The 20,147-nt window shown below is 60.2% G+C and carries 16 protein-coding genes; 8 read left to right on the top strand and 8 right to left on the bottom strand.

Features of this window, described 5'->3' with window-relative positions; translation table 11 throughout:
• Positions 1-130 precede the first annotated feature (130 nt).
• From HK26_RS03560 to carA, 6 genes are all read right to left on the bottom strand, one after another.
• Positions 131-1,594: a murein hydrolase activator EnvC family protein gene (locus HK26_RS03560; protein WP_086638498.1), complete on the bottom strand. Its 1,464-nt coding sequence runs from the start codon at positions 1,592-1,594 to the stop codon at positions 131-133.
• Entirely contained in the window at positions 1,595-3,148 is a 1,554-nt protein-coding gene (gpmI, locus tag HK26_RS03565; protein ID WP_374188210.1) for a 2,3-bisphosphoglycerate-independent phosphoglycerate mutase, read from the bottom strand.
• 156 nt (positions 3,149-3,304) lie between these two features.
• The gene (locus HK26_RS03570; protein ID WP_086638500.1) at positions 3,305-4,501 is read right to left on the bottom strand and encodes a threonine ammonia-lyase; all 1,197 of its coding nucleotides are present in this window, start codon (positions 4,499-4,501) and stop codon (positions 3,305-3,307) included.
• A gap of 1 nt (position 4,502) precedes the next feature.
• The gene (gene greA, locus HK26_RS03575) at positions 4,503-4,976 is read right to left on the bottom strand and encodes a transcription elongation factor GreA (RefSeq protein ID WP_025827198.1); all 474 of its coding nucleotides are present in this window, start codon (positions 4,974-4,976) and stop codon (positions 4,503-4,505) included.
• 144 nt (positions 4,977-5,120) lie between these two features.
• A complete protein-coding gene (gene carB / locus HK26_RS03580; protein ID WP_086638501.1) occupies positions 5,121-8,375 on the bottom strand; it encodes a carbamoyl-phosphate synthase large subunit in 3,255 nt (1,084 codons plus the stop codon).
• Positions 8,376-8,391: 16 nt separating this feature from the next.
• Positions 8,392-9,798: a glutamine-hydrolyzing carbamoyl-phosphate synthase small subunit gene (gene carA / locus HK26_RS03585; protein ID WP_086638502.1), complete on the bottom strand. Its 1,407-nt coding sequence runs from the start codon at positions 9,796-9,798 to the stop codon at positions 8,392-8,394.
• A 232-nt stretch (positions 9,799-10,030) separates the two neighbouring features.
• Here carA and HK26_RS03590 point away from each other — a divergent pair, with 232 nt between their 5' ends.
• The 8 genes from HK26_RS03590 (at position 10,031) to HK26_RS03625 (ending at position 17,882) form a co-directional block, all read left to right on the top strand.
• Positions 10,031-10,486, top strand: a complete 456-nt coding sequence (locus HK26_RS03590) for a GatB/YqeY domain-containing protein (protein ID WP_025827195.1) — start codon at positions 10,031-10,033, stop codon at positions 10,484-10,486.
• A 22-nt stretch (positions 10,487-10,508) separates the two neighbouring features.
• Entirely contained in the window at positions 10,509-12,338 is a 1,830-nt protein-coding gene (dnaG, locus tag HK26_RS03595; protein ID WP_086638503.1) for a DNA primase, read from the top strand.
• Between the two features lie 155 nt (positions 12,339-12,493).
• Positions 12,494-14,470: an RNA polymerase sigma factor RpoD gene (rpoD, locus tag HK26_RS03600; protein ID WP_086638504.1), complete on the top strand. Its 1,977-nt coding sequence runs from the start codon at positions 12,494-12,496 to the stop codon at positions 14,468-14,470.
• The gene (locus HK26_RS03605) at positions 14,460-15,038 is read left to right on the top strand and encodes a GNAT family N-acetyltransferase (RefSeq protein ID WP_086638505.1); all 579 of its coding nucleotides are present in this window, start codon (positions 14,460-14,462) and stop codon (positions 15,036-15,038) included. Before rpoD ends, HK26_RS03605 begins: the two co-directional genes overlap by 11 nt.
• Before the next feature lie 159 nt (positions 15,039-15,197).
• A complete protein-coding gene (gene rpsF, locus HK26_RS03610) occupies positions 15,198-15,653 on the top strand; it encodes a 30S ribosomal protein S6 (protein ID WP_025827192.1) in 456 nt (151 codons plus the stop codon).
• Between the two features lie 5 nt (positions 15,654-15,658).
• Entirely contained in the window at positions 15,659-15,934 is a 276-nt protein-coding gene (gene rpsR, locus HK26_RS03615) for a 30S ribosomal protein S18 (RefSeq protein ID WP_025827191.1), read from the top strand.
• An 11-nt stretch (positions 15,935-15,945) separates the two neighbouring features.
• On the top strand, positions 15,946-16,536 hold the full coding sequence (gene rplI / locus HK26_RS03620) for a 50S ribosomal protein L9 (protein ID WP_025827190.1): 591 nt from the start codon (positions 15,946-15,948) through the stop codon (positions 16,534-16,536).
• Positions 16,537-16,658: 122 nt separating this feature from the next.
• Positions 16,659-17,882: an SAM-dependent methyltransferase gene (locus tag HK26_RS03625; protein WP_086638506.1), complete on the top strand. Its 1,224-nt coding sequence runs from the start codon at positions 16,659-16,661 to the stop codon at positions 17,880-17,882.
• A gap of 7 nt (positions 17,883-17,889) precedes the next feature.
• On the opposite strand, the gene rsmA is transcribed toward HK26_RS03625, so the two are convergent.
• Positions 17,890-18,666, bottom strand: a complete 777-nt coding sequence (rsmA, locus tag HK26_RS03630; protein WP_219337079.1) for a 16S rRNA (adenine(1518)-N(6)/adenine(1519)-N(6))-dimethyltransferase RsmA — start codon at positions 18,664-18,666, stop codon at positions 17,890-17,892.
• 50 nt (positions 18,667-18,716) lie between these two features.
• Complete coding sequence (locus HK26_RS03635) at positions 18,717-20,084, bottom strand: peptidylprolyl isomerase (RefSeq protein WP_086638508.1); 1,368 nt, start codon at positions 20,082-20,084, stop codon at positions 18,717-18,719.
• Positions 20,085-20,147: the final 63 nt, after the last annotated feature.

Genomic DNA, 20,147 nt, shown 5'->3' on the forward strand with positions numbered 1-20,147 from the left:
CTTTTCAAATACGGGCGCCAGTCTGGGCGACCGCGCGGCCAGCCATGCCCGAGCATGGCGGCATACTGCGCAAGACTAGCGTGTTCCGCAACGAAGGGGAACAGCCAGCACGCGCAACCCGCCCCACTCTTTACAGAAATGGCGCGGGGTTGATGGTTTTTTGTCCGTTACGTAACTGAATGAACAGTGTGGACGCATTCCCTGTTGCACTCATGTGTCCCAGTGGCGCGCCTTTTGTCAAACTCTGTGCGGTATCCACACTCAGTTCCGAAAGGCCAGCAAGAATAAAGCGGTAGCGCCTGCCGCAGTTCAAAATCACCATCTGCCCGTAGCTGCGGAATGCCCCGGCAAAATCCACGCTGCCAGAGCATGGGGCACGTACACTTGCACCCGGCGGTGTGCGGTAGGTCATGCCGGTTGTGGGGCCGGAATCGCTGGCGACGCCCCAGCCAGAGACCAGCCTGCCCGCCACGGGTTGCGCCCCCGTGCCTGCGCTGCGTTCGGCAAGGCCGGGTCCTTCTTGCTGGTTGAGTGTGGCCTGCTGCCTTCGGGCTGCCTGTGCGCGTTCAGCCTGATGGGCCTGTTCGGCGGCGGCAATTTCGTGCTGCAGGGCAGTGCGTGCGTTATCTTCCAGCGCATCCAGTCGGGCAATGGCGTCCTGCAGGCTGGATGCGCGCTGGGTCGCGGCAAGGAGCTGCTGTGCCGTATTCTGTGCTGCCCTGCTGGCCTGCTGCTGGGCAATGCGGGCGCGGGCTGCCTGCTGGCGCACCGTGTCACGCTGTTGGCTCTGGGTCTGCTTGAGCTGGGCAAGCGTTGCGTACTGGGCCGAAAGGTCTGCATCCACAGCGCTCAGGCGTGCCTGCTGGGTGCGCATGGCCTGAGCCTGCACCTCCATCTGGCGTGAAAGGCCGCGCAGGATCAAAAATCCGGTGACCGCATCCCCCTGCGGCACAGGTGCAGCCAGTAGCGTGTCGGATGGATAAAGCGACAGGCGCTCGGCTAGTGGCAGAATGGGGCCAAGAGCGCGGGCGCTGGTGTGCAGGGTGGTTTGCAGGGTGCGCTGTTCGTCACGGATTGTGCCAATGCGATCACTCAGGTCAGATATCTGCTGTTCCGTATCCTGTAGCTGACTGGTGGCGGCAATGGTTGCAGCAGACAGTGCTTGTGCCTGCGTGCTGGCCTGTGTGGCGGCAGCCTGAGCGGCTTCATTTTTAAGGCGTGAGGCCTCAATGGCGCCTGCCTGCTTGGCTTTTTCCATTTCCATGGCGGCGTGCCGTGCGTGTGCGGCCGCTACCGCTGCCTGTGCCTGCTGGACCGAGCGGGGTTGCGGGCCAGCGGGGGAGGGGGGCGTATCGGCCGTGCCAGCCACCGCCTGTGTGCCCCGCCGTGGGGTATGGCGTTTTTTATGTGTGGGGACAGATTGTGTCTGCCGGGTGGTCGTGGCGCTAGTCCCGCCCTTGTGCTCAGCACTCCATGCCAGTGGGGAGTGTGACGCCACAGCCATACTCCCCACCAGCAGTACAGCCCACCCCCCTTTGCGACCCATGGTCATGCGGCGCAGGGGGATGCGGGTCAGGGGCGGGCGGCGGGTCATTTAGTGTTCAAGCAGGGACTGGCCTGTCATTTCCGCAGGTTTGGGCAGGTCCATAATATCCAGCAAGGTAGGGGCAAGGTCTGCCAGCTTGCCACCATCATGCAGTTTTGTGGCATGGCTGCCTGCGACAATAAACGGCACAAGGTTGAGGGTATGCGCCGTGTGTGGGCCGCCTGTCTGGGGGTCTTTCATGGTTTCGCAGTTACCGTGGTCGGCGGTGACCAGCAGAACACCCTGTTCTTCCTCCAGTGCCTGGGCAATGCGGCCCAGCCCGGTATCCACGGCTTCTACTGCGGTAATGGCTGCGGCCAGTACCCCGGTGTGGCCGACCATGTCCGGGTTGGCAAAGTTGAGGACAATCAGGTCGTATGTGCCGCTTTTAATGGCGGCCACGGCTTTGTCCGTCAGCTCAGGGGCCGACATTTCGGGTTGCAGGTCATAGGTGGCCACTTTGGGGGAGGGGACGAGAATACGGTCCTCACCTTCAAACAGGTTTTCACGTCCACCGTTCATGAAGTAGGTGACATGGGGGTATTTTTCGGTCTCGGCCATACGGAGCTGGCGCAGCCCGGCCTGAGCAACCACCTCGCCCAGCAGGTTGGTCAGTTCCTCCGGCGGGAACAGCACGGTCATGCGGGCGGCCAGCGCATCGCTGTAATGGGTCATGGCAAGGGCTGCGGCAAAGTGCACAACCTTGCTGCGGGCAAAGCCGTTAAAATCCGGCTCAAGCATGGCGTCCATCAACTGGCGGATGCGGTCCGCGCGGAAGTTGAAGGAGAGAATACCGTCTCCATCGTGCATGCCAGTGTAGCCGGTCAGCACGGTGGGGAGGATAAATTCGTCCGATACATCCTGCGCGTAGGCCGCACTGATAACCTCCTCGGGGCTTTGTGCCTGAGGGCCTGTTGCGCTGAGCAGGGCGTTATAGGCTTTTTCCACCCGGTCCCAGCGTTTGTCGCGGTCCATGGCGTAATAGCGGCCGGAAATGGTGGCAAGCTGCACGGCAGAAGGGAGTGCAGCCCGGAGCTGTTGCAGGTAGTTGGCGGCTGAACGGGGTGCCGTGTCACGGCCATCGGTAAACAGATGGAGGGCTACAGGGACCCCGGCATCGCTGACAATACGGGCAAGGGCTGCTGCATGGTCCTGATGTGAATGTACACCCCCCGCGGAGATAAGCCCCATAAGGTGGCAGGTGCCGCCGGTTTTTTTGAGTGCGGCAATAAAATCGGTCAGTGCTGGGTTGCGCGCCAGAGATCCATCCTCAATAGCCGCAAAAATGCGGGGGAGTTCCTGCATGACCACCCGACCGGCCCCGATGTTGAGGTGCCCGACCTCCGAGTTGCCCATCTGCCCGTCCGGTAGCCCCACATCTTCCCCGCTCGTGCGCAAAAAGCTGTGCGGGTTATTATGCCATAGCCGGTCAAAACTGGGGGTTCTGGCCAGATGCACAGCATTGTCCGACGAGTCTTCACGCCAGCCAAATCCGTCAAGAATGACCAGCATAGCAGTGCGCTTGTGGGGGGGGCGGGGAGATGGCATGGCGTTGGACCTCATTTTTTTATGTTTTTTGGGTTGTGGTGGAATAATGCCACCAAAACGCAGGGAAGATAAAGAGGTCACAGAGCGGGTTGGGGTGGATATGAAAACGGGGTGGTGGAACAGTGTCCACCACCCCGTTGCAGGGCCAATATGGCAAAGCGGGTAACGCGCTCAGGCTCTGCGTACGATGTAGGACAGACCAAGGGCCTTGGTAATCAGCGCTGCATGTTCGGGGTCGCGCGCCTCGATCATGACTTCAAGCTGCGCTGCCTGCACGGAGGGGGCGGCAAAGAGCCGCTGGTGTGAGACCTCGATAATGTTGCCGCCCGCCTCCCCAATGGTTTTGGAAATATCGGCCAGCACACCCGGCCGGTCGGGAATTTCCATAATCAGGCGCAGGATGCGTCCATCCCGCAGCATGGCACGCAGCAGCGTGTTGGCCAGAATGCGGCTGTCAATATTTCCGCCAGAAATGGGGAGGGCGACCTTTTTGCCACGGAACAGGTCGGGGTAGGTCAGCACAGCGGCAAGGGCTGCAGCACCTGCGCCCTCGCTGACCTGTTTGGCACCTTCTGCCAGCAGGGTAATGGCGTTTTCGATCGCACATTCGGAGACGACAAGAACCTTGTCCACCTGCTTGCGAATAACCTCGTCCGTCTGCCTGCCAATCTGGAGCACGGCAATGCCTTCGGCAATGGTGGAGCCACCATTGGGGTGCGTTGCAGGGCCGGGAAAGGCGGCGAGGGAATCGAAGGATTCAACCTGAACACCAATCAGCTCCATGTTCGGGCGCATGGTGCGGGCCGCCACAGCACAGCCAGACAGCAGGCCGCCCCCCCCAATGGGGGCCACCAGCATGTCCAGCTCCCCTGCATCTTCCAGCAGTTCCAGCGCGCAGGTGCCTTGCCCCGCCATAACCGCAGCATCATCATACGGATGTACAAACGTGCGGCCTTCGCGCGCCTGAAGGTCCTGTGCGAACATCAGCGCTTCGGCAAAGCTCTCCCCTTCAAGCACCACGCGTGCGCCCCAGTTGCGCGTACGCACCACTTTGCCTGCGGGGGTGAACTTGGGCATGACAATAACCGCGTCAATACCCAGCAGGCTGGCATGGCGGGCAACCCCCTGTGCGTGGTTGCCAGCCGATACGGCTATAACACCGCGTGCGCGCTCCTCCGGGGTCAGCAGGGCCAGCTTGTTGGCAGCCCCGCGCTCCTTGAAGGAACCAACAGCCTGAAGGTTCTCCAGCTTGAGCGTAATCTCCGCCCCCGTTGCGCGTGATAGCGCGTGGGAGGGCACTGTGGGCGTGCGGAGAACACGGCCCTGAATACGCTTTGCCGCGGCGGTAACGTCGTCGAAAGAGATCATGTCAGATAAATTTGACGGACAGGATTTCGTAAGTTCTGTCACCACCGGGGGCGGGAACAGATACGGTATCGCCTTCCTGCTTGCCAATAAGCGACTTGGCGAGCGGGGATGAGATGGAAATCTTGCTCTGTTTGATGTCCGCCTCGTGCAGGCCAACGATCTGGTAGGTGATTTCCTTGTCCGTATCCTCGTCAACAAGGCATACGGTTGCACCAAATTTGATATGGCTGCCAGACAGGGAGGAAGGTTCGATCACCTCGGCGGTGGAGATCAGCTCTTCCAGCTCCTGAATACGCCCTTCAATAAAGGACTGGCGCTCGCGCGCGGCGTGGTATTCGGCATTTTCTGAAAGGTCGCCGTGGCTGCGGGCTTCCGCAATGGCGCGGATAACAGCAGGGCGTTCTTCTGATCTCAGCTTGCGCAGCTCATCTTCAAGCTGAAGCAGGCCCTTGCCCGTCATTGGAGTTTTCTGCAAGACGTGTCCCCAGAATAAAAGCTGCCGGACCTGCTGGCCCGGCGCGGTAGTTACAGCAATAGTCGCGTCGGGTGACGCCTCACACTCGTGGGGTTTGGCCCGGCATGGAACGTAAGGGGCAGCCGGTCAGGCTACCCCCAGTGTTCAGAACGAACCACTAAAGTATGACTGAAGTGGCGCAACATCAAGCGGTCCTTCGCGCATTGCCGCAATAGCATGGATTGCAGCACGTGCGCCCGCCATGGTGGTGTAGTGCGGAATACCCAGCACAAGGGCGGAACGGCGGATGTCAAAACTGTCGGCAACCGACTGCGCACCCTGTGCGGTGTTGATGACCATCTGCACTTCGCCCGAGCGGATGGCGTCCACGCAGTGCGGGCGTCCTTCAAGCACCTTGTTGACCACGCTCACTTCAATGCCGGACTCACGCAGCTTGCGCGCCGTGCCCCGTGTCGCCACGATTTTAAAGCCCATGGAGGCCAGCAGGCGGCCCAGCGGGGGCAGTTGCGGCTTGTCGCTCTCACGCACGGACAAGAACACCGTACCACTCATGGGCAGGCGTACACCCGCCCCAAGCTGGGACTTGGCAAAGGCACGCTCAAAGGAGGTATCCAGCCCCATGACCTCACCCGTGGAGCGCATTTCTGGCCCAAGAATGGTGTCTACTTCCGCAAAGCGGTTGAAGGGGAACACGGCTTCCTTGACCGCCACATGCGGCACAACCGCCCGGTCGTCCAGATTAAAGCCGCTCAGCTTGCTGCCCGCCATGACCCGTGCGCCAATTTTGGCTACGGGAACCCCCGTTGCCTTGGCCACGAACGGCACGGTGCGCGAGGCACGCGGGTTGACCTCCAGCACAAAGATCTCCTGATCCTTGATTGCGTACTGGACGTTCATCAGCCCCACAATACCAAGCTCGCGCGCCATGGCCTCGGTCTGGGCCTTGAGTTCGGTCACAATGGCGGGGGAGAGCGTGTAGGGCGGAAGGGCGCATGCGCTGTCGCCCGAGTGAATGCCCGCTTCCTCAATGTGTTCCATTACCCCGGCCACGTACACATCCGTGCCGTCGGCAATGCAGTCCACATCCGCCTCGATCGCCTCGTTCAGGTAGCGGTCAAGCAGGATGGGGCCGGAGGAAATTTCATGCCCTGCGACCCGCAGCACGTCACGCATGTAACGCTGGAGGGAGGCACGGTCATACACAATTTCCATCGCCCGGCCACCCAGCACGTAGGATGGGCGGACAACCACAGGGTAGCCCACGCGTTCGGCCACGGCCTCGGCCTCTTCGGGGCTGCGGGCAATACCGTTTTCGGGCTGGCGCAGGCCGAGCTTGTGCAGCATGGCCTGGAAGCGCTCGCGGTCTTCTGCACGGTCAATGGCGTCAGCCGGGGTGCCCAGCAGCGGAATGCCTGCGGCTTCCAGTGCGCGGGAGAGCTTGAGCGGGGTCTGCCCGCCATACTGCACAATGCAGCCCTTGACCGTACCGTTACGCTGTTCGCAGCGGATCAGGGCAATGACATCTTCTGCCGTCAGCGGTTCAAAATACAGCCGGTCGGACGTGTCATAGTCGGTGGAGACCGTCTCGGGGTTACAGTTGACCATAATGGTCTCATACCCGGCCTCACGCAGGGCGTAGGCGGCATGAACACAGCAGTAGTCAAACTCGATCCCCTGACCAATACGGTTGGGGCCACCACCGAGGATGATGATCTTTTCCCGATCCGTCGGGTTGGATTCACAGACCGGAGGGGCAAAATGCCCTTCGTAGCTGGAATACATATACGGTGTTGCGGAGGCGAACTCGCCCGCGCAGGTGTCGATCCGGCGGTAAACAGGGTTTACGCCTGCTTCTGCCCGGAGCTTGGCCACTTCCTCCGGCTGGGTGCCGGACAGGCGGGAGAGCTGCACGTCGGAGAAGCCAAGTGCTTTGAGGCGGCGCAGGCCCTGTGCGTCTTTGGGCAGGCCGTGGTGTTCCACGTCACGCTCGGCGCGGATGATTTTTTCCATCTCACGCAGGAACCACGGTTCAAACTTGCAGGCCTCGTGAATGGCCTCGACCGACAGACCCGAGCGCAGCGCCTGCGCAGCCATGAGAATACGTTCCGGCCGCGGCTGGGAGAGTGCAGCACGGAAAGCGTCTTCCCCGCCATCACCGGGGACTTCCACCGGGTCCAGCCCATACAGGCCGGTTTCCATGGAGCGCAGGCCTTTTTGCAGCGCTTCGGGGAAGGAACGGCCAATGGCCATGGCCTCGCCAACCGACTTCATGGACGTGGAGAGCAGGGCGGGTGCGCCGGGGAATTTTTCAAACGTAAAGCGCGGGATCTTGACGACAACATAGTCGATTGTCGGCTCGAAGGACGCAGGCGTTGTGCGTGTGATGTCGTTCTTCAGCTCATCCAGCGTGTAGCCCACGGCCAGCTTGGCTGCGACCTTGGCAATGGGGAAGCCCGTTGCCTTGGAGGCCAGTGCTGAGGAGCGCGAGACGCGGGGGTTCATCTCGATCACCACCATGCGGCCATCAACGGGGTTGATGCCGAACTGCACGTTGGAGCCGCCGGTTTCCACCCCGATGGCCCGCAGGCAGGCCAGAGAGGCATCACGCAGCCGCTGGTATTCCTTGTCGGTCAGCGTCAGGGCCGGGGCGACCGTAATGGAGTCACCCGTATGTACCCCCATGGGGTCGATGTTCTCGATCGAGCAGATGATAATGCAGTTGTCCGCCGTGTCGCGCACAACTTCCATTTCGTACTCTTTCCAGCCCAGTACGGACTCTTCGACCAGCACTTCCGTGGTGGGCGAGGCATCAAGGCCGGAGAGGACAATCCGCTCGAATTCTTCGCGGTTATAGGCAATGCCGCCACCTGAGCCACCCATGGTAAAGGAGGGGCGGATAATGGTGGGGAAGCCAATCTGCTTGAGTGCCTCGTGCGCTTCGGCCAGCGTGTGGGCAATAAAGCTGCGCGGGCTTTCAATGCCAATGGCGTCCATGGCCTCGCGGAACTTCTGGCGGTCTTCGGCGCGGTCGATCACATCGGCCTTGGCACCGATCAGCTCGACATTATGCTTTTCCAGAAAGCCCGAAGCATGCAGCGCCATGGCCGTGTTCAGCGCTGTCTGCCCGCCCATGGTGGGCAGCACCGCATCGGGTTTTTCCTTAAGGATAATGCGCTCGACCACTTCTGGCGTAATCGGTTCCACATAAGTGGCGTCCGCAAGGCCGGGGTCGGTCATGATGGTGGCGGGGTTGGAATTGACCAGAATGACCCGGTACCCTTCCTCCCGCAGGGCCTTACAGGCCTGCGCGCCGGAATAGTCGAATTCGCACGCCTGACCGATAACAATGGGACCGGCGCCGATGATGAGGATGGAGCGGATGTCTGTCCGTTTGGGCATGATGCGTTCGGTCCTGTTAGTGTTTGACGCCGTTGGTGTCGATCAGGGTGACAAAGCGTTCGAACAGATAGAAGCTGTCGGACGGGCCGGGGCTTGCCTCGGGGTGGTACTGCACGGAAAACGCTGCGTATTTGTCGGACGCCAGTCCCTCGTTCGAGCCATCAAAAAGGCTGATGTGGGTGACATGCGCATCTTCGGGCAGGGTTGCTGCGTCCACGGCAAAGCCGTGGTTCTGGCTGGTAATTTCCACCTTGCCGGTTGCAAGGTCCTGCACGGGCTGGTTGGCGCCGCGGTGGCCGCGTTCCATCTTGTAGGTTTTGGCGCCCAGTGCCTGTGCCAGCAGCTGGTGGCCAAGGCAGATGCCAAACAGCGGTATGCCCGCTTCCAGCACGGTGCGGATGGCAGGCACGGCATAGCTTGCCGTCGCCGCCGGATCGCCCGGACCGTTGGAGAGGAACACCCCTTCGGGCTTGAGTGCGAGAATCTGCTCACCCGTGGTGGTGGCGGGCACTACGGTTACGTCGCACCCGGCACTGACAAGGCAGCGCAGGATGTTGCGTTTTGCACCGTAGTCCACTGCCACAACCTTGCGGCGCTTGCCTGTGGGGGCGGCGGTGTTGTCCGGCCATGACCATACACCCTCGGACCACGTATAGGGGGCGGCGCAGGTGACTTCCTTGGCAAGGTCCATGCCTTCCAGCCCCGGCCATGCGGCCACTTCGGCAGCAATGGCGTCCAGATCAAACCTGCCATCGGCGGGGAAGACAAGAGCTGCGGTCTGCGCACCGCCATCGCGGATTTTCAGCGTCAGGCTGCGGGTGTCCACACCGGCAATGCCGGGGGTGCCGTGCTGCTTGAGCCACGCATCCAGGCTGCTGGTGGCGCGCCAGTTGGCCTGTTCGGTCGGGTCTTCCTTGACCACCAGACCAAGGGCTGCGGGGCGTGCGGCCTCATCATCCAGCGCGTTTGTGCCGACATTGCCAACATGCGGAAAGGTAAAGGTGATGATCTGCCCGGCAAAGGAGGGGTCGGTCAGGGTTTCCTGATACCCGGTCATGCCGGTGGAAAAGCAGATTTCCCCAATGGCGGGCTTGGGTGTGAAGGCGCCAAAGCCTTTCCCCCACAATACGCTGCCATCTGCGAGAACAAGAGCGGCGGTCGCGCCATCCGGGCGGGCTTGAGGCATGGATGATCCTGTCTGGCTGCCTCCCGCAAGGGGGGAGGGTCTGTCTGTAACTGCGGGGGTGGGCTGAAGGTCCTGAAGGGAAAGACCCGTGGCCTGTGCAATGGCAGGCCAATGGCGGGAGGGAATGGCCTGCGCCTGTCGCCATTTGCGAATGGCCTCGGTGCCAACGCCGGTCAGCCGCGCCGTGGCCTCCGGGCCGCCAATGCGGGCGATAATGGAGTCGATTGACATGGGCATGGGCAAGATGGTTCCTCCTCCAGATGCTCTTTTAGCAGCATGTCACGGAGGTGGGAAGAAATTTCCCACTCAGGGGGCGGGGTGCGCGGGGTGTGTGGGAAGTTTTTTCCCATATGGGGATTTATCGCCACATTCCAGCGTCTGTCTTTAGGCGTGGTCTTTTTTGCGCCGCCGGGTGATATGGTGCTCAACGACGGCAAGACTGTAATACGGATATGGAGTGTAGAGAAGCATGACCCTTCGTGAAAGCCTGATGGCAGACCTGAAAACCGCAATGAAGGCGGGAGAAAGTGCCCGGGTTGCAACCATCCGCATGGTAACGGCCAAACTCAAGGATGTGGAAATCGCAGGCCGTGCAAAGGGGCAGGAAGGGCTGAGCGAGGAGGACGGTATTTCCGCCCTGCGCGGCATGATCAAGTCCCGCACGGAATCCGCCACGTTGTACCGCGATGCCGGACGCCCCGAACTGGCGGACAAGGAAGAGGCCGAAATTGCGGTGATCCGTGGCTACCTGCCCCCTGAGCTGGATGAGGCCACTCTGGCCGCAGCAGTCAAGGAAGCTGTTGCCTCTACCGGTGCCGCGTCCATGAAGGATATGGGCAAGGTCATGGGTGTGCTCAAAGGCCGCTTTGGTGCAGCTCTGGACATGAGCCGCGCGAGTGCCGCCGTAAAGGCGCTGCTGGGCTAGGCGGCGGGGCGGCGCGCGGCATATGGCCATTGATTCCAATTTTCTGGACGAACTGCGCGCGCGCACGCCCATAACGTCTGTTATCGGGCGCAGGGTCAAACTCGCCCGCTCAGGCCGGAACTGGAAAGGCTGCTGCCCCTTCCACGGGGAAAAAACGCCCTCGTTTTATGTGTATGACGACCACTTTCACTGCTTCGGCTGCGGGGTGCATGGGGATGTGATCTCCTTTGTCATGCAGATGGAGGGCAAGAACTTCCCCGAGGCGGTGGAGGAATTGTCCACGGCCGCAGGCATGGAGGTGCCAAAAGACACCCGCACCACGCGGGAGGAGGTGGCCCGTGCGCGCTCGCTGGAGGATGTGCTTGAGGCTGCTCAGGCAGTGTGGTCAGCAGCCCTTTACAGGCCCGAGGGGCGTGCCGGGCTGGACTACCTGCTCGGGCGGGGCTTAACGCGGGAGACCATTGCCGCCTTTGGGCTTGGCTGGGCCAGCGCAGGGCGCGGGCATCTGGTGGAGGCGCTGGCCCCGCAGGGCATTACCCCTGAGCAGATGGCCGAAGCGGGGCTAATGCGCGTGGACGAGGATGGCCGCCCCAAGGGCGAGCTGTTCTGGGGCCGCGTGACTTTTCCCATACGTGACCGCAAGGGGCGGCTTGTCTCTTTTGGGGGGCGTATTCTGGGCGATGGGCAGCCCAAATACCTGAATGGGCCGGAAACCCCACTTTTTTCCAAGCGCAGGCTGCTGTTCGGTCTGGACCGTGCGCGCGCGGCCGTGCGTGCGCTAAGGCCCAGAGGAATGGCAGCCCCGGACCTGATTGTGGTGGAAGGGTATATGGACGTCATAGCCCTGCATCAGGCTGGTTTTACGGGGGCGGTGGCGCCACTTGGCACGGCGCTGACCCCTGAACAGATGGAGGTGCTGTGGCAGGTCGACCGTGCGCCTATCCTGTGTTTTGATGGCGATGGCGCGGGTCGGAGGGCGGCTGTCAAAGCGGCGGAAACCGGCCTGCCCCTGCTGGCGCCAGAGCACAGCCTGCGCATCTGTCTGCTACCAGATGGTGAGGACCCCGACAGTCTGGTTCGCCAGCGTGGCGCGCCCTTTGTGGCAGAGCTTTTTGCCGGAGCGGCCCCTCTGTCGAACGTGCTGTTTGATCTGCTGGTGGGGGGCATAAGCAATCCGGGGCCGGAGGAAAGGGCCGCCCTGCGGCGCAGGCTGAGCGACGTTGCAGCCCTTATTCCAGACAAAGCTCTTGCCGCAGAATACCGGGTTACGCTGCTAGACCGTTTTTTTGCCACCTTCCGCCAGCAGGGGCGTGGGCGGCAGAAGGGTGGGGCGCAGGCGTTTGCCACACAGGGCGCTGTGCGGGATTCGCATACAGTGGACATGAACCACGAGCGGGAACTGCAACGGCTGATGCTGCTGCTGCTCGTGGAGCATCCACAACTGGTGCAGGAAATGGAAGAAGCCTTGTGCCGCCTTGACTTACCGGTAGATTTTGCGCCATTGCGTGGTGTGCTGCTGGACCTGTCGGCCGATGGGCGTCTGCCCCAGACGGGGGATGACCTGCGGACATGGCTGGAAGAACATGGGCAGGCGGCAACTCTGGCGCCTCTCATGCGTGTTGATGGCACGGGCCTGAGCCATGGAGATGTGGAGACTGTTGCCGCCAGAACACGATGGTGGCATTTTTATGGCTTGCTGTACCGTGACCAGTTCATACGTGAGGTTACGGACGATGTGGCCCGTTTTTTTTCGGAAAAAACGGGAGATACCAGCCAGTGGCAGAGATTGCAGGCGCGGCTGGAAGCCATGGAGCGTCTGCGCCGTGGCGGACTGGATGATGCGGATATCTGAGCGGCGTTTGAATGTTCCTGAGGGTGTTCCTCTTGACTTCGCGCTCAGTATATCCCACGTCCTGCCCGCCCCGAATAACGTGAACAGTGTAGTGTGGTAAACTGGTCGTTCTGTATTCTGTCCGGAATACAGATGGGGGAGGGAGCAGGTCTGGCATGGCGACAAAAACGGCATCAACGAACGCAGCGCAGGAACAGGATGGTGATTCCAGCCTGTTGGATACACAGTCATCCGCGGTCAAAAAGCTGGTCGCAAAAGGGCGCGAGCGGGGATGCATCACGTTTGATGAGCTGAATGCCGTTCTGCCGCAGGATAAAATGTCCTCCGAACAGATCGAGGACATTATGGCCAACCTGTCCGAAATGGGCATTCAGGTGGTCGAAAGCGAAGAGAGCGAGGAAGGCGAGGCCCAGAAGCCAGCCGAAGACGACGAGGAATCGGACGAGGAAGAAGCCGAATCCGAATCTGATGCAGAAAGTCCCGCCGCCGGTAATGTGAACGAAAGTGCCGGTCGCACGGATGACCCCGTGCGCATGTACCTGCGTGAGATGGGTACGGTCGAGCTACTCTCCCGCGAGGGCGAAATCGCCATTGCAAAGCGGATCGAGGCTGGCCGGGACGAAATGATCGGCGGCCTGTGCGAAAGCCCGCTGACCTTCCGCGCCATTATCTCCTGGCACGAAAAAATCCTGAACAATGAAATGCTGCTGCGTGACATTGTGGACCTGGAGGCCATGCAGAGCGGTGGCCCAATGGAAGAGGGTGCCGAAGGCGAAGGGTTTGCTGAATCCGAATCCGAAGCAGAGGAAACGGAAGAAGCCGAAAGCGAATCCGAAGGTGATATGGAAGGTGAGGGCAGTGGCCTGTCGCTTTCCGCGCTGGAAGAAAAGCTCAAGCCGGAAATTCTTGCGCATTTTGCCGAAATTGAACCGCTTTACGAAGCCCTGCGCAAATTGCAGGTCCACCGGATCGAGGCTCTGACCTCCGGTGAGGACGTGGACGGGACGTTTGAGGAAAAATACATTGCGCTGCGTGACCAGCTGGTCAGCAAGGTTGAGCAGGTGCATCTGCACAACAACCGGATTGAAGATCTGGTGGCCCAGCTCAAGCAGATGTTCCAGCGCCTGAACGTGCTGGAAGGGCGGATGCTGCGTCTGGCAGAAAGCTGCCGCGTCTCCCGCGATGACTTTTTGCTGAAGTATCGCGGTCGCGAGCTTGATCCGGGCTGGATGGACATGGCCTCCGCATTGCCGGGCCGGTCATGGAAAAACTTTGTGGCCAAGCATGCGCCAGCAGTTGTGGACCTGCGTAACAATGTGGCCGGTCTGGCGCAGGAAACCGGGTTGCCAATTGGCGAGTTCCGGCGTGTGTATGCAACGGTTGCCCGTGGCGAGCGCGATTCAGCACGCGCCAAAAAAGAAATGATCGAGGCCAACCTGCGGCTGGTTATTTCGATCGCCAAAAAATACACAAACCGTGGCCTTCAGTTCCTTGACCTGATTCAGGAAGGGAACATCGGGCTGATGAAGGCGGTGGACAAGTTCGAATACCGCCGTGGCTACAAGTTCTCCACCTACGCCACATGGTGGATCCGGCAGGCCATTACCCGCTCTATCGCCGATCAGGCGCGCACAATCCGTATTCCTGTGCACATGATCGAGACGATCAACAAGCTGGTTCGCACGTCGCGCCAGATGCTGCATGAAATCGGTCGCGAACCTGCGCCCGAGGAACTGGCAGAAAAGCTGGGCATGCCGCTGGAAAAAGTGCGCAAGGTGCTCAAGATCGCCAAGGAGCCGATCTCTCTCGAAACCCCGATCGGGGATGAGGAAGACAGCCATCTTGGGGACTTTATTGAGGATAAAACAGCGGTCATTCCTCTGGATGCTGCAATCCAGACCAACCTGCGGGAGGCCACAACGCGGGTTCTGGCATCGCTCACCCCGCGTGAGGAGCGTGTGCTGCGTATGCGCTTTGGTATTGGCATGAACACTGACCATACGCTTGAGGAGGTGGGGCAGCAGTTCAACGTGACCCGCGAGCGTATTCGCCAGATTGAGGCCAAGGCGCTGCGCAAGCTCAAGCACCCCAGCCGCAGCCGCAAACTGCGCTCCTTCCTGGATGATAACTGATCTAGGCTTTCTTCAGCCGGTTACGCGCATGAAGGTTGTTGTGACCTTCATGCGCATGAACACCCCACCCGCAACGCCAGCCCTGACGTTGCCAGATGGGTGGATGCTTGAAGATGACGTGCATCTCTCCGTGTCCCAGTACCGTAGCCTGCATTTTGGTGTAGGGCGGCAGTGTTGCTGGTGGATGCGGCAGGCTCTGTCGGACAAGGCATTGGGCCAGTTGCTGGCCACAGCCCCTATAAAAATTGGCCTGCTGCGCGAGCATGGGCACATTCGTGGTTTTTACGAGCTGAATCTGACAGACCCGCAGAATGTCAATCTGGCTTATTTTGGCCTGTTGCCAGAGGCAATAGGGCAGGGAGTCGGGCGGGCTTTCCTGGATGGGGTGTTGCGTCGCGCATGGGCCACGCAGCCCAGAACCGTGCGGGTCAATACCTGCACAGCCGACCATCCCCGTGCCCTGCCGCTGTACCAGCAGATGGGCTTTGCAGTCATTCGCCGGGTGGAGGAGGAGTGGGATGTGCCAGACCGATTGGGGCTGGACATTCCAGCACATCTGCGCGGCTGAAAAAACCTTGCTTTTTTACGCTGGCTGTGGTTGAGACTGCCTTTCCCTGCCGGGCTCAGGCATTGGTCCGGCTATACCCTTAGTTTCTGGCGTGTTCAGAGGCACCGCTGCCGAAAGGGTTCGGCGCGGGTGGGTTGATTGTATCCGAAGGGAGCAAACATGCCACTTTACGAAAGCGTGCTTATTGCACGTAATGACATTTCTCAGCAGCAGGTGGACGCTATTCTGGACGGTATTGCCGCTCAGATCGAAGCAGACGGCGGTGCCGTTCGCAAGCGTGAATACTGGGGCCTGCGCAGCCTTGCATACCGCATCAAAAAGAACCGTAAGGGCCACTATGCTCTTCTGGGTCTGGAAGTGCGCTCGGAGCTGCTCAAGGAAATTGAACGCCAGCTGTCCCTCAACGAAGACGTCCTGCGTCTGCTGACGCTGCGTGTCGATGAAATTGACGAAGCACCGTCCCCCGTTCTGTCCCGCAAGGGCGAAGACCGTGGCGAACGTGGCAGCTTCCGTGGTGGCGCCAAGCCAGCCGGTGGTCGTTTTGAAAGCGGCCGTGGTGGCCGTCGCGGTGGCGACGACCGGATTGCTGACCAGCCAGAAAACGCAGCGGAGTAATTCAGATGTCTGAAACAACAGAAATCAACCCCGCCGCCCGTCGTCCGGCTGTTGGTGCGCGTCGTCCGTTCTACCGTCGTCGCAAGTCCTGCCCGTTCTCCGGCCCCAACGCGCCGAAGATCGACTACAAGGACGTCCGTCTGCTCAGCCGCTTCCTTTCCGAACGTGGAAAGATCGTGCCGAGCCGTATTACGGCGGTTTCTGCAAAAAAGCAGCGTGAGCTGGCGCAGGCTATCAAGCGTGCCCGCTTCCTGGCTCTGCTTCCTTACGTTGTAAGCTGAGGGGAACAACCATGGCTGCTACAGAAGTAATCCTGCTCCAGCGCGTAGCGCATCTGGGTCAGATGGGTGATGCGGTAAAGGTTCGTCCGGGTTATGCCCGTAACTACCTGCTGCCGCAGGGCATGGCCATTCGTGCGAACGAAGCCAACCGTGCCCGTTTTGATCGTGAACGTGCACAGCTTGAAGCACAGAACATCAAAAACCGTGAAGAAGCAGAACGTCTGTCCGAACGGATGGAAGGTCTGGCGGTTGTTCTGATCCGTCAGGCTGGTGACAGCGGCAGCCTGTATGGCTCCGTGAGCACCCGCGACGTGGCACAGTCCGTGACGGAAGCTGGTTTTACCATCTCCCGCCAGCAGGTCTCCCTTGCGCACCCCATCAAGTCCCTGGGGCTGTATGAGGTCAAGGTTGCACTGCACCCGGAAGTGATCGTGTCTGTTATCGTTAACGTTGCCCGTTCGCAGGAAGAAGCTGAACGTCAGGCACGTGGCGAAGCGACCTCCGTGGAAGAAGAAGCCACGCTGGCCGGTGACGAAGCCTTTGTTGAAGGCGAAATCGTTGCTGACGCTGAAGAAGTTGAAGCTCAGGACGCAACGGCCTGAGTTTTCGCTTTCGCGAGACTGTGAAAAAAGGATCGGCTTTGGCCGGTCCTTTTTTTTTGTCGGTTTGTCCGTTACGCTCTATGCAGTGACAGGATATTTTTCAAATATAGGGAAATTTCAGCATGAAGCGCGTTCTGGACCCGATCTTACGGCATTTTGTGGAATCCGGCTCCTTGCGCGTTTTGTGGCCGGATGGCACGACCAGCACCTATAGTGGCAAAAAAAGCGGACCACATGCAGGAGTGCATTTAAAAAACGCAGCAGCGGTCAAATCTTTAGTGTTCAATCCCGGTCTGGCATTTGGCGAGGCTTATATGGATGGCGGGCTTGCTCCGATGGAGTGCACGCTCTACGACCTGCTGCACCTGCTCATGCTCAATGCCATGAACCCCTCGGGGCATATTACCGAGCAGCTTTCGGCGGCATTGCGTTATGTGCGGCGCGGCTGGATCCAGTTTAATTCCACTTCCCGCTCAAAGCAGAATGTTGCCCACCATTATGATCTGGGGAACAGTCTGTACGAACTCTTTCTGGACAAGGACTGGCAGTATTCCTGCGCCTATTTCCAGACTGGGGAGGAAACACTGGACGAGGCACAGGAGGCAAAAAAACACCATATTGCCGCCAAGCTCAAACTCGACCGATCGGGGCTGGAAGTGCTGGATATTGGCTGTGGCTGGGGGGGCATGGCCCTGACTTTGGCCAAAGACTACGGCGCGGTTGTAACCGGCATCACCCTTTCGGAGGAGCAGCTTGCTTTTGCCCGCCAGCGCGCGCAGGACGCAGGGCTTGCAGGGCAGGTTACGTTTGAACTGCTGGATTACCGCCATTTGCGGCGCAGGTTTGACCGTATTATCTCGGTCGGTATGTTCGAGCATGTCGGGGTGGGGCATTACAAGGCGTTTTTTGAAACCGTTCGCAACAGCCTGAACCCCGATGGCATAGCCCTGATCCACTCCATCGGCCGGAGTGATGAGCCGGGGACGACCAACCCATGGATGAATAAATACATCTTCCCCGGTGGGTATTCTCCCGCATTGAGCGAGGTGTTTTCCGCCGTGCAGCAGACCGGCTTATGGGTTACGGACTGCGAAATCCTGCGCCTGCATTATGCCCGGACCATTGCCATCTGGCGTGAGCGTTTTGCCTCCCGCCGTGCGGAGGCCGTGGCCATGTATGATGAGCGCTTTGCCAGAATGTTCGAGTTCTATCTGGTTGCGGCTGAACTTGCTTTTCGTGTGCAGGGGCACATGAACTTCCAGTTGCAGCTTTCCCCCTCCATCAGCGCGGTGCCCTATACCCGTGACTACATGGTGGATGCAGAAAGAGCCAAAACCACCCGCTAAGTTTTAGTCAGCCAAGTGCCAGATGCGCCTGCGCCAGTTGGTCGAACTCTGCAATGCTCAGGGTTTCGGCCCGGCGGGTGCCATCTATATTTGTAGCAGCCAGCAGCTTTTCTCCATTCAGGCTTTTCAGCGACCCCCGTAGCATTTTGCGCCTCTGGCCAAAAGCTGCGGCGGTCACGCGCTCCATGGCCTTGAACAGGGCTGGGGAGGGCTGGTTACGGTGGGGGGTAATGCTGGCAACGGCTGACCAGACTGCGGGAGGGGGCGTAAAGGCTCCGGGGGGGAGCTTCATCACCACAGCGCAGTCGGCACACCATTGGCTTAAAACAGCCAGACGGCCGTAATGGTCACTATCGGGGGCGGCACATATCCGCTCCGCCACTTCCCACTGGAACATCAGGGTCAGCCTGTCCCATGCCGTACCCTGACGCAACCACCCTATGAGCAGGGGGGTGGCAACATTGTAGGGCAGGTTGGCCACAACCTGCCTTGGGGCGGGGCAGAGTGTTGTCAGGTCCAGCTTCAGGGCGTCGGCTTCTACCACGCTCAGGCGGTCTGGGTAAAACTGTGCCAGCTCCTTAATAACAGCAACGGCGCGGCTATCCAGTTCCACGGCAGTGACCGTACTGGCACCTGCGGCCAGCAAAGAGCGGGTCAGACCGCCGGGGCCGGGCCCTACTTCTACCACATGCCGCCCGGCCAGAGAGCCTGCAAGGGCTGCAATATGGTCGGTAATGCCCGGGTCGAGCAGAAAATGCTGGCCTAGTGCCTTGCGGGCATCCAACTCATGCCGGCGAATAACATCGCGCAGGCTTTCCAGTTCGGGAGGCAGGGTTACGCCCCTTTCAGTTTAACGCGCATGTCAATCATGGCGCGGCGGTGCAGGTCGCTGTCAAGCTGGCGGGCTGCCTGCTCCACACGCTCGTTCATCAACTGGTCTGCAATTTCGCTCGGGGAGCGGTTGGAAAAGTTCTTTTCTGTTTTGGAGCAGACCATGAGCAGGGCAATCCCCTCACGCGAGACCATGGGGCGGGAGACCTGATTGAGTGGAAGCTCGCTCAGCACGGACTGCATCTGCGGGTTCAGGCGCTCCAGCGGCAGTTCGCCCGGATTGCCCGGTCGTTTCTCGCCTTCGGCTTTGTTCGCCACTTCCATTTCCGCACAGTTATGCGTTGTCTGGCTGATGTGCATGGCTTTTTGCAGGGCGGCTTCCTGCTGCGGGGTAACATGCTGGGGGTCCAGCGGCGTGTCAAACCCGACAAAAACCTGCCGGATATCAACCATATGGCCCATTTCCTTGCCGACCACGCGCTTGCCGTTCAAGGTGACAATTACAAACCCGCCGGGCACGGTAATGGGGTTGGAGACAGCGCCAACACCAACGGGCATCTGCCGCACAATATCGACCACGCTGGGGTCGAGTTCGTCTTCCTGCACCCAGCCCATGGAGCCGCCGTCAAGCGCTGTCTGGCTCTGGGAGAACTGGGCCGCAACAATGGGGAAGGGCGCTCCCTTGTGCAGTTCCTCAATAACCGTGTTGGTAAAGGCCAACTCGTCTTCCGCGTGGCGTGGGTCATCCACCTTGACGAAAATTTCGCTGATTTCGTATTCCGTCCGGCCTTCTTCGCGCTTCAGGGCTGCCTGACGCTGGGCAATATCGCCAGCGGCCACACGGGAGCGGGGGCCAAGCTCCTGCCGTAGAACCTGAACCCAGCCGATCTGCACCCGCAACTGGTCAATGAGCGTGGTGAGCGAGACGCCATCCTGCGCAAGGTGGCTGCGTAGAGTTCCCTCGGGCATGCCATTGCGTTTTTCAATATTCCCGATGGCAGCGGCAATCTGTTCGGGCGCAATGTTGATGTGGCGGCTCAGAATTTCCTGCGTGCGCAGTTTTTCGTCAATCATCTGGCGAATGATCTGTGGGCGCAGGCGGGCCATCAGATCATCGGAGACAGGCAGCCCCGTGGAGAGGGCAAACAGCTTGCCACGGTTGTCCACGTCCCTTTTGGTCAGGGGAATGCTGTTTACCACCGCCACGATCATGTCGTCGGGTTCGGGCTGCGTCTGGGCGGGTGTTGCGGGTTTGCCAGATGGTGTGTGGTGGTGTGTAGCCGCCAGTGCCGCATGGGGCGCGGCCGCGCAGAGTGGCAGAGCCAGCGCGGTAAGGGAACAACAAGCCAGTGTTAAGGAGCGCAGACGCATACGGAACGGTCTTTCAGCTTTCTGCCATATCAGAACGATCTGTTGGTGATACCGGAGATGACA

Origin of the sequence: Acetobacter okinawensis (assembly GCF_002153655.1) — a bacterium.
In the GTDB taxonomy this organism is placed as follows: domain Bacteria; phylum Pseudomonadota; class Alphaproteobacteria; order Acetobacterales; family Acetobacteraceae; genus Acetobacter; species Acetobacter okinawensis_A.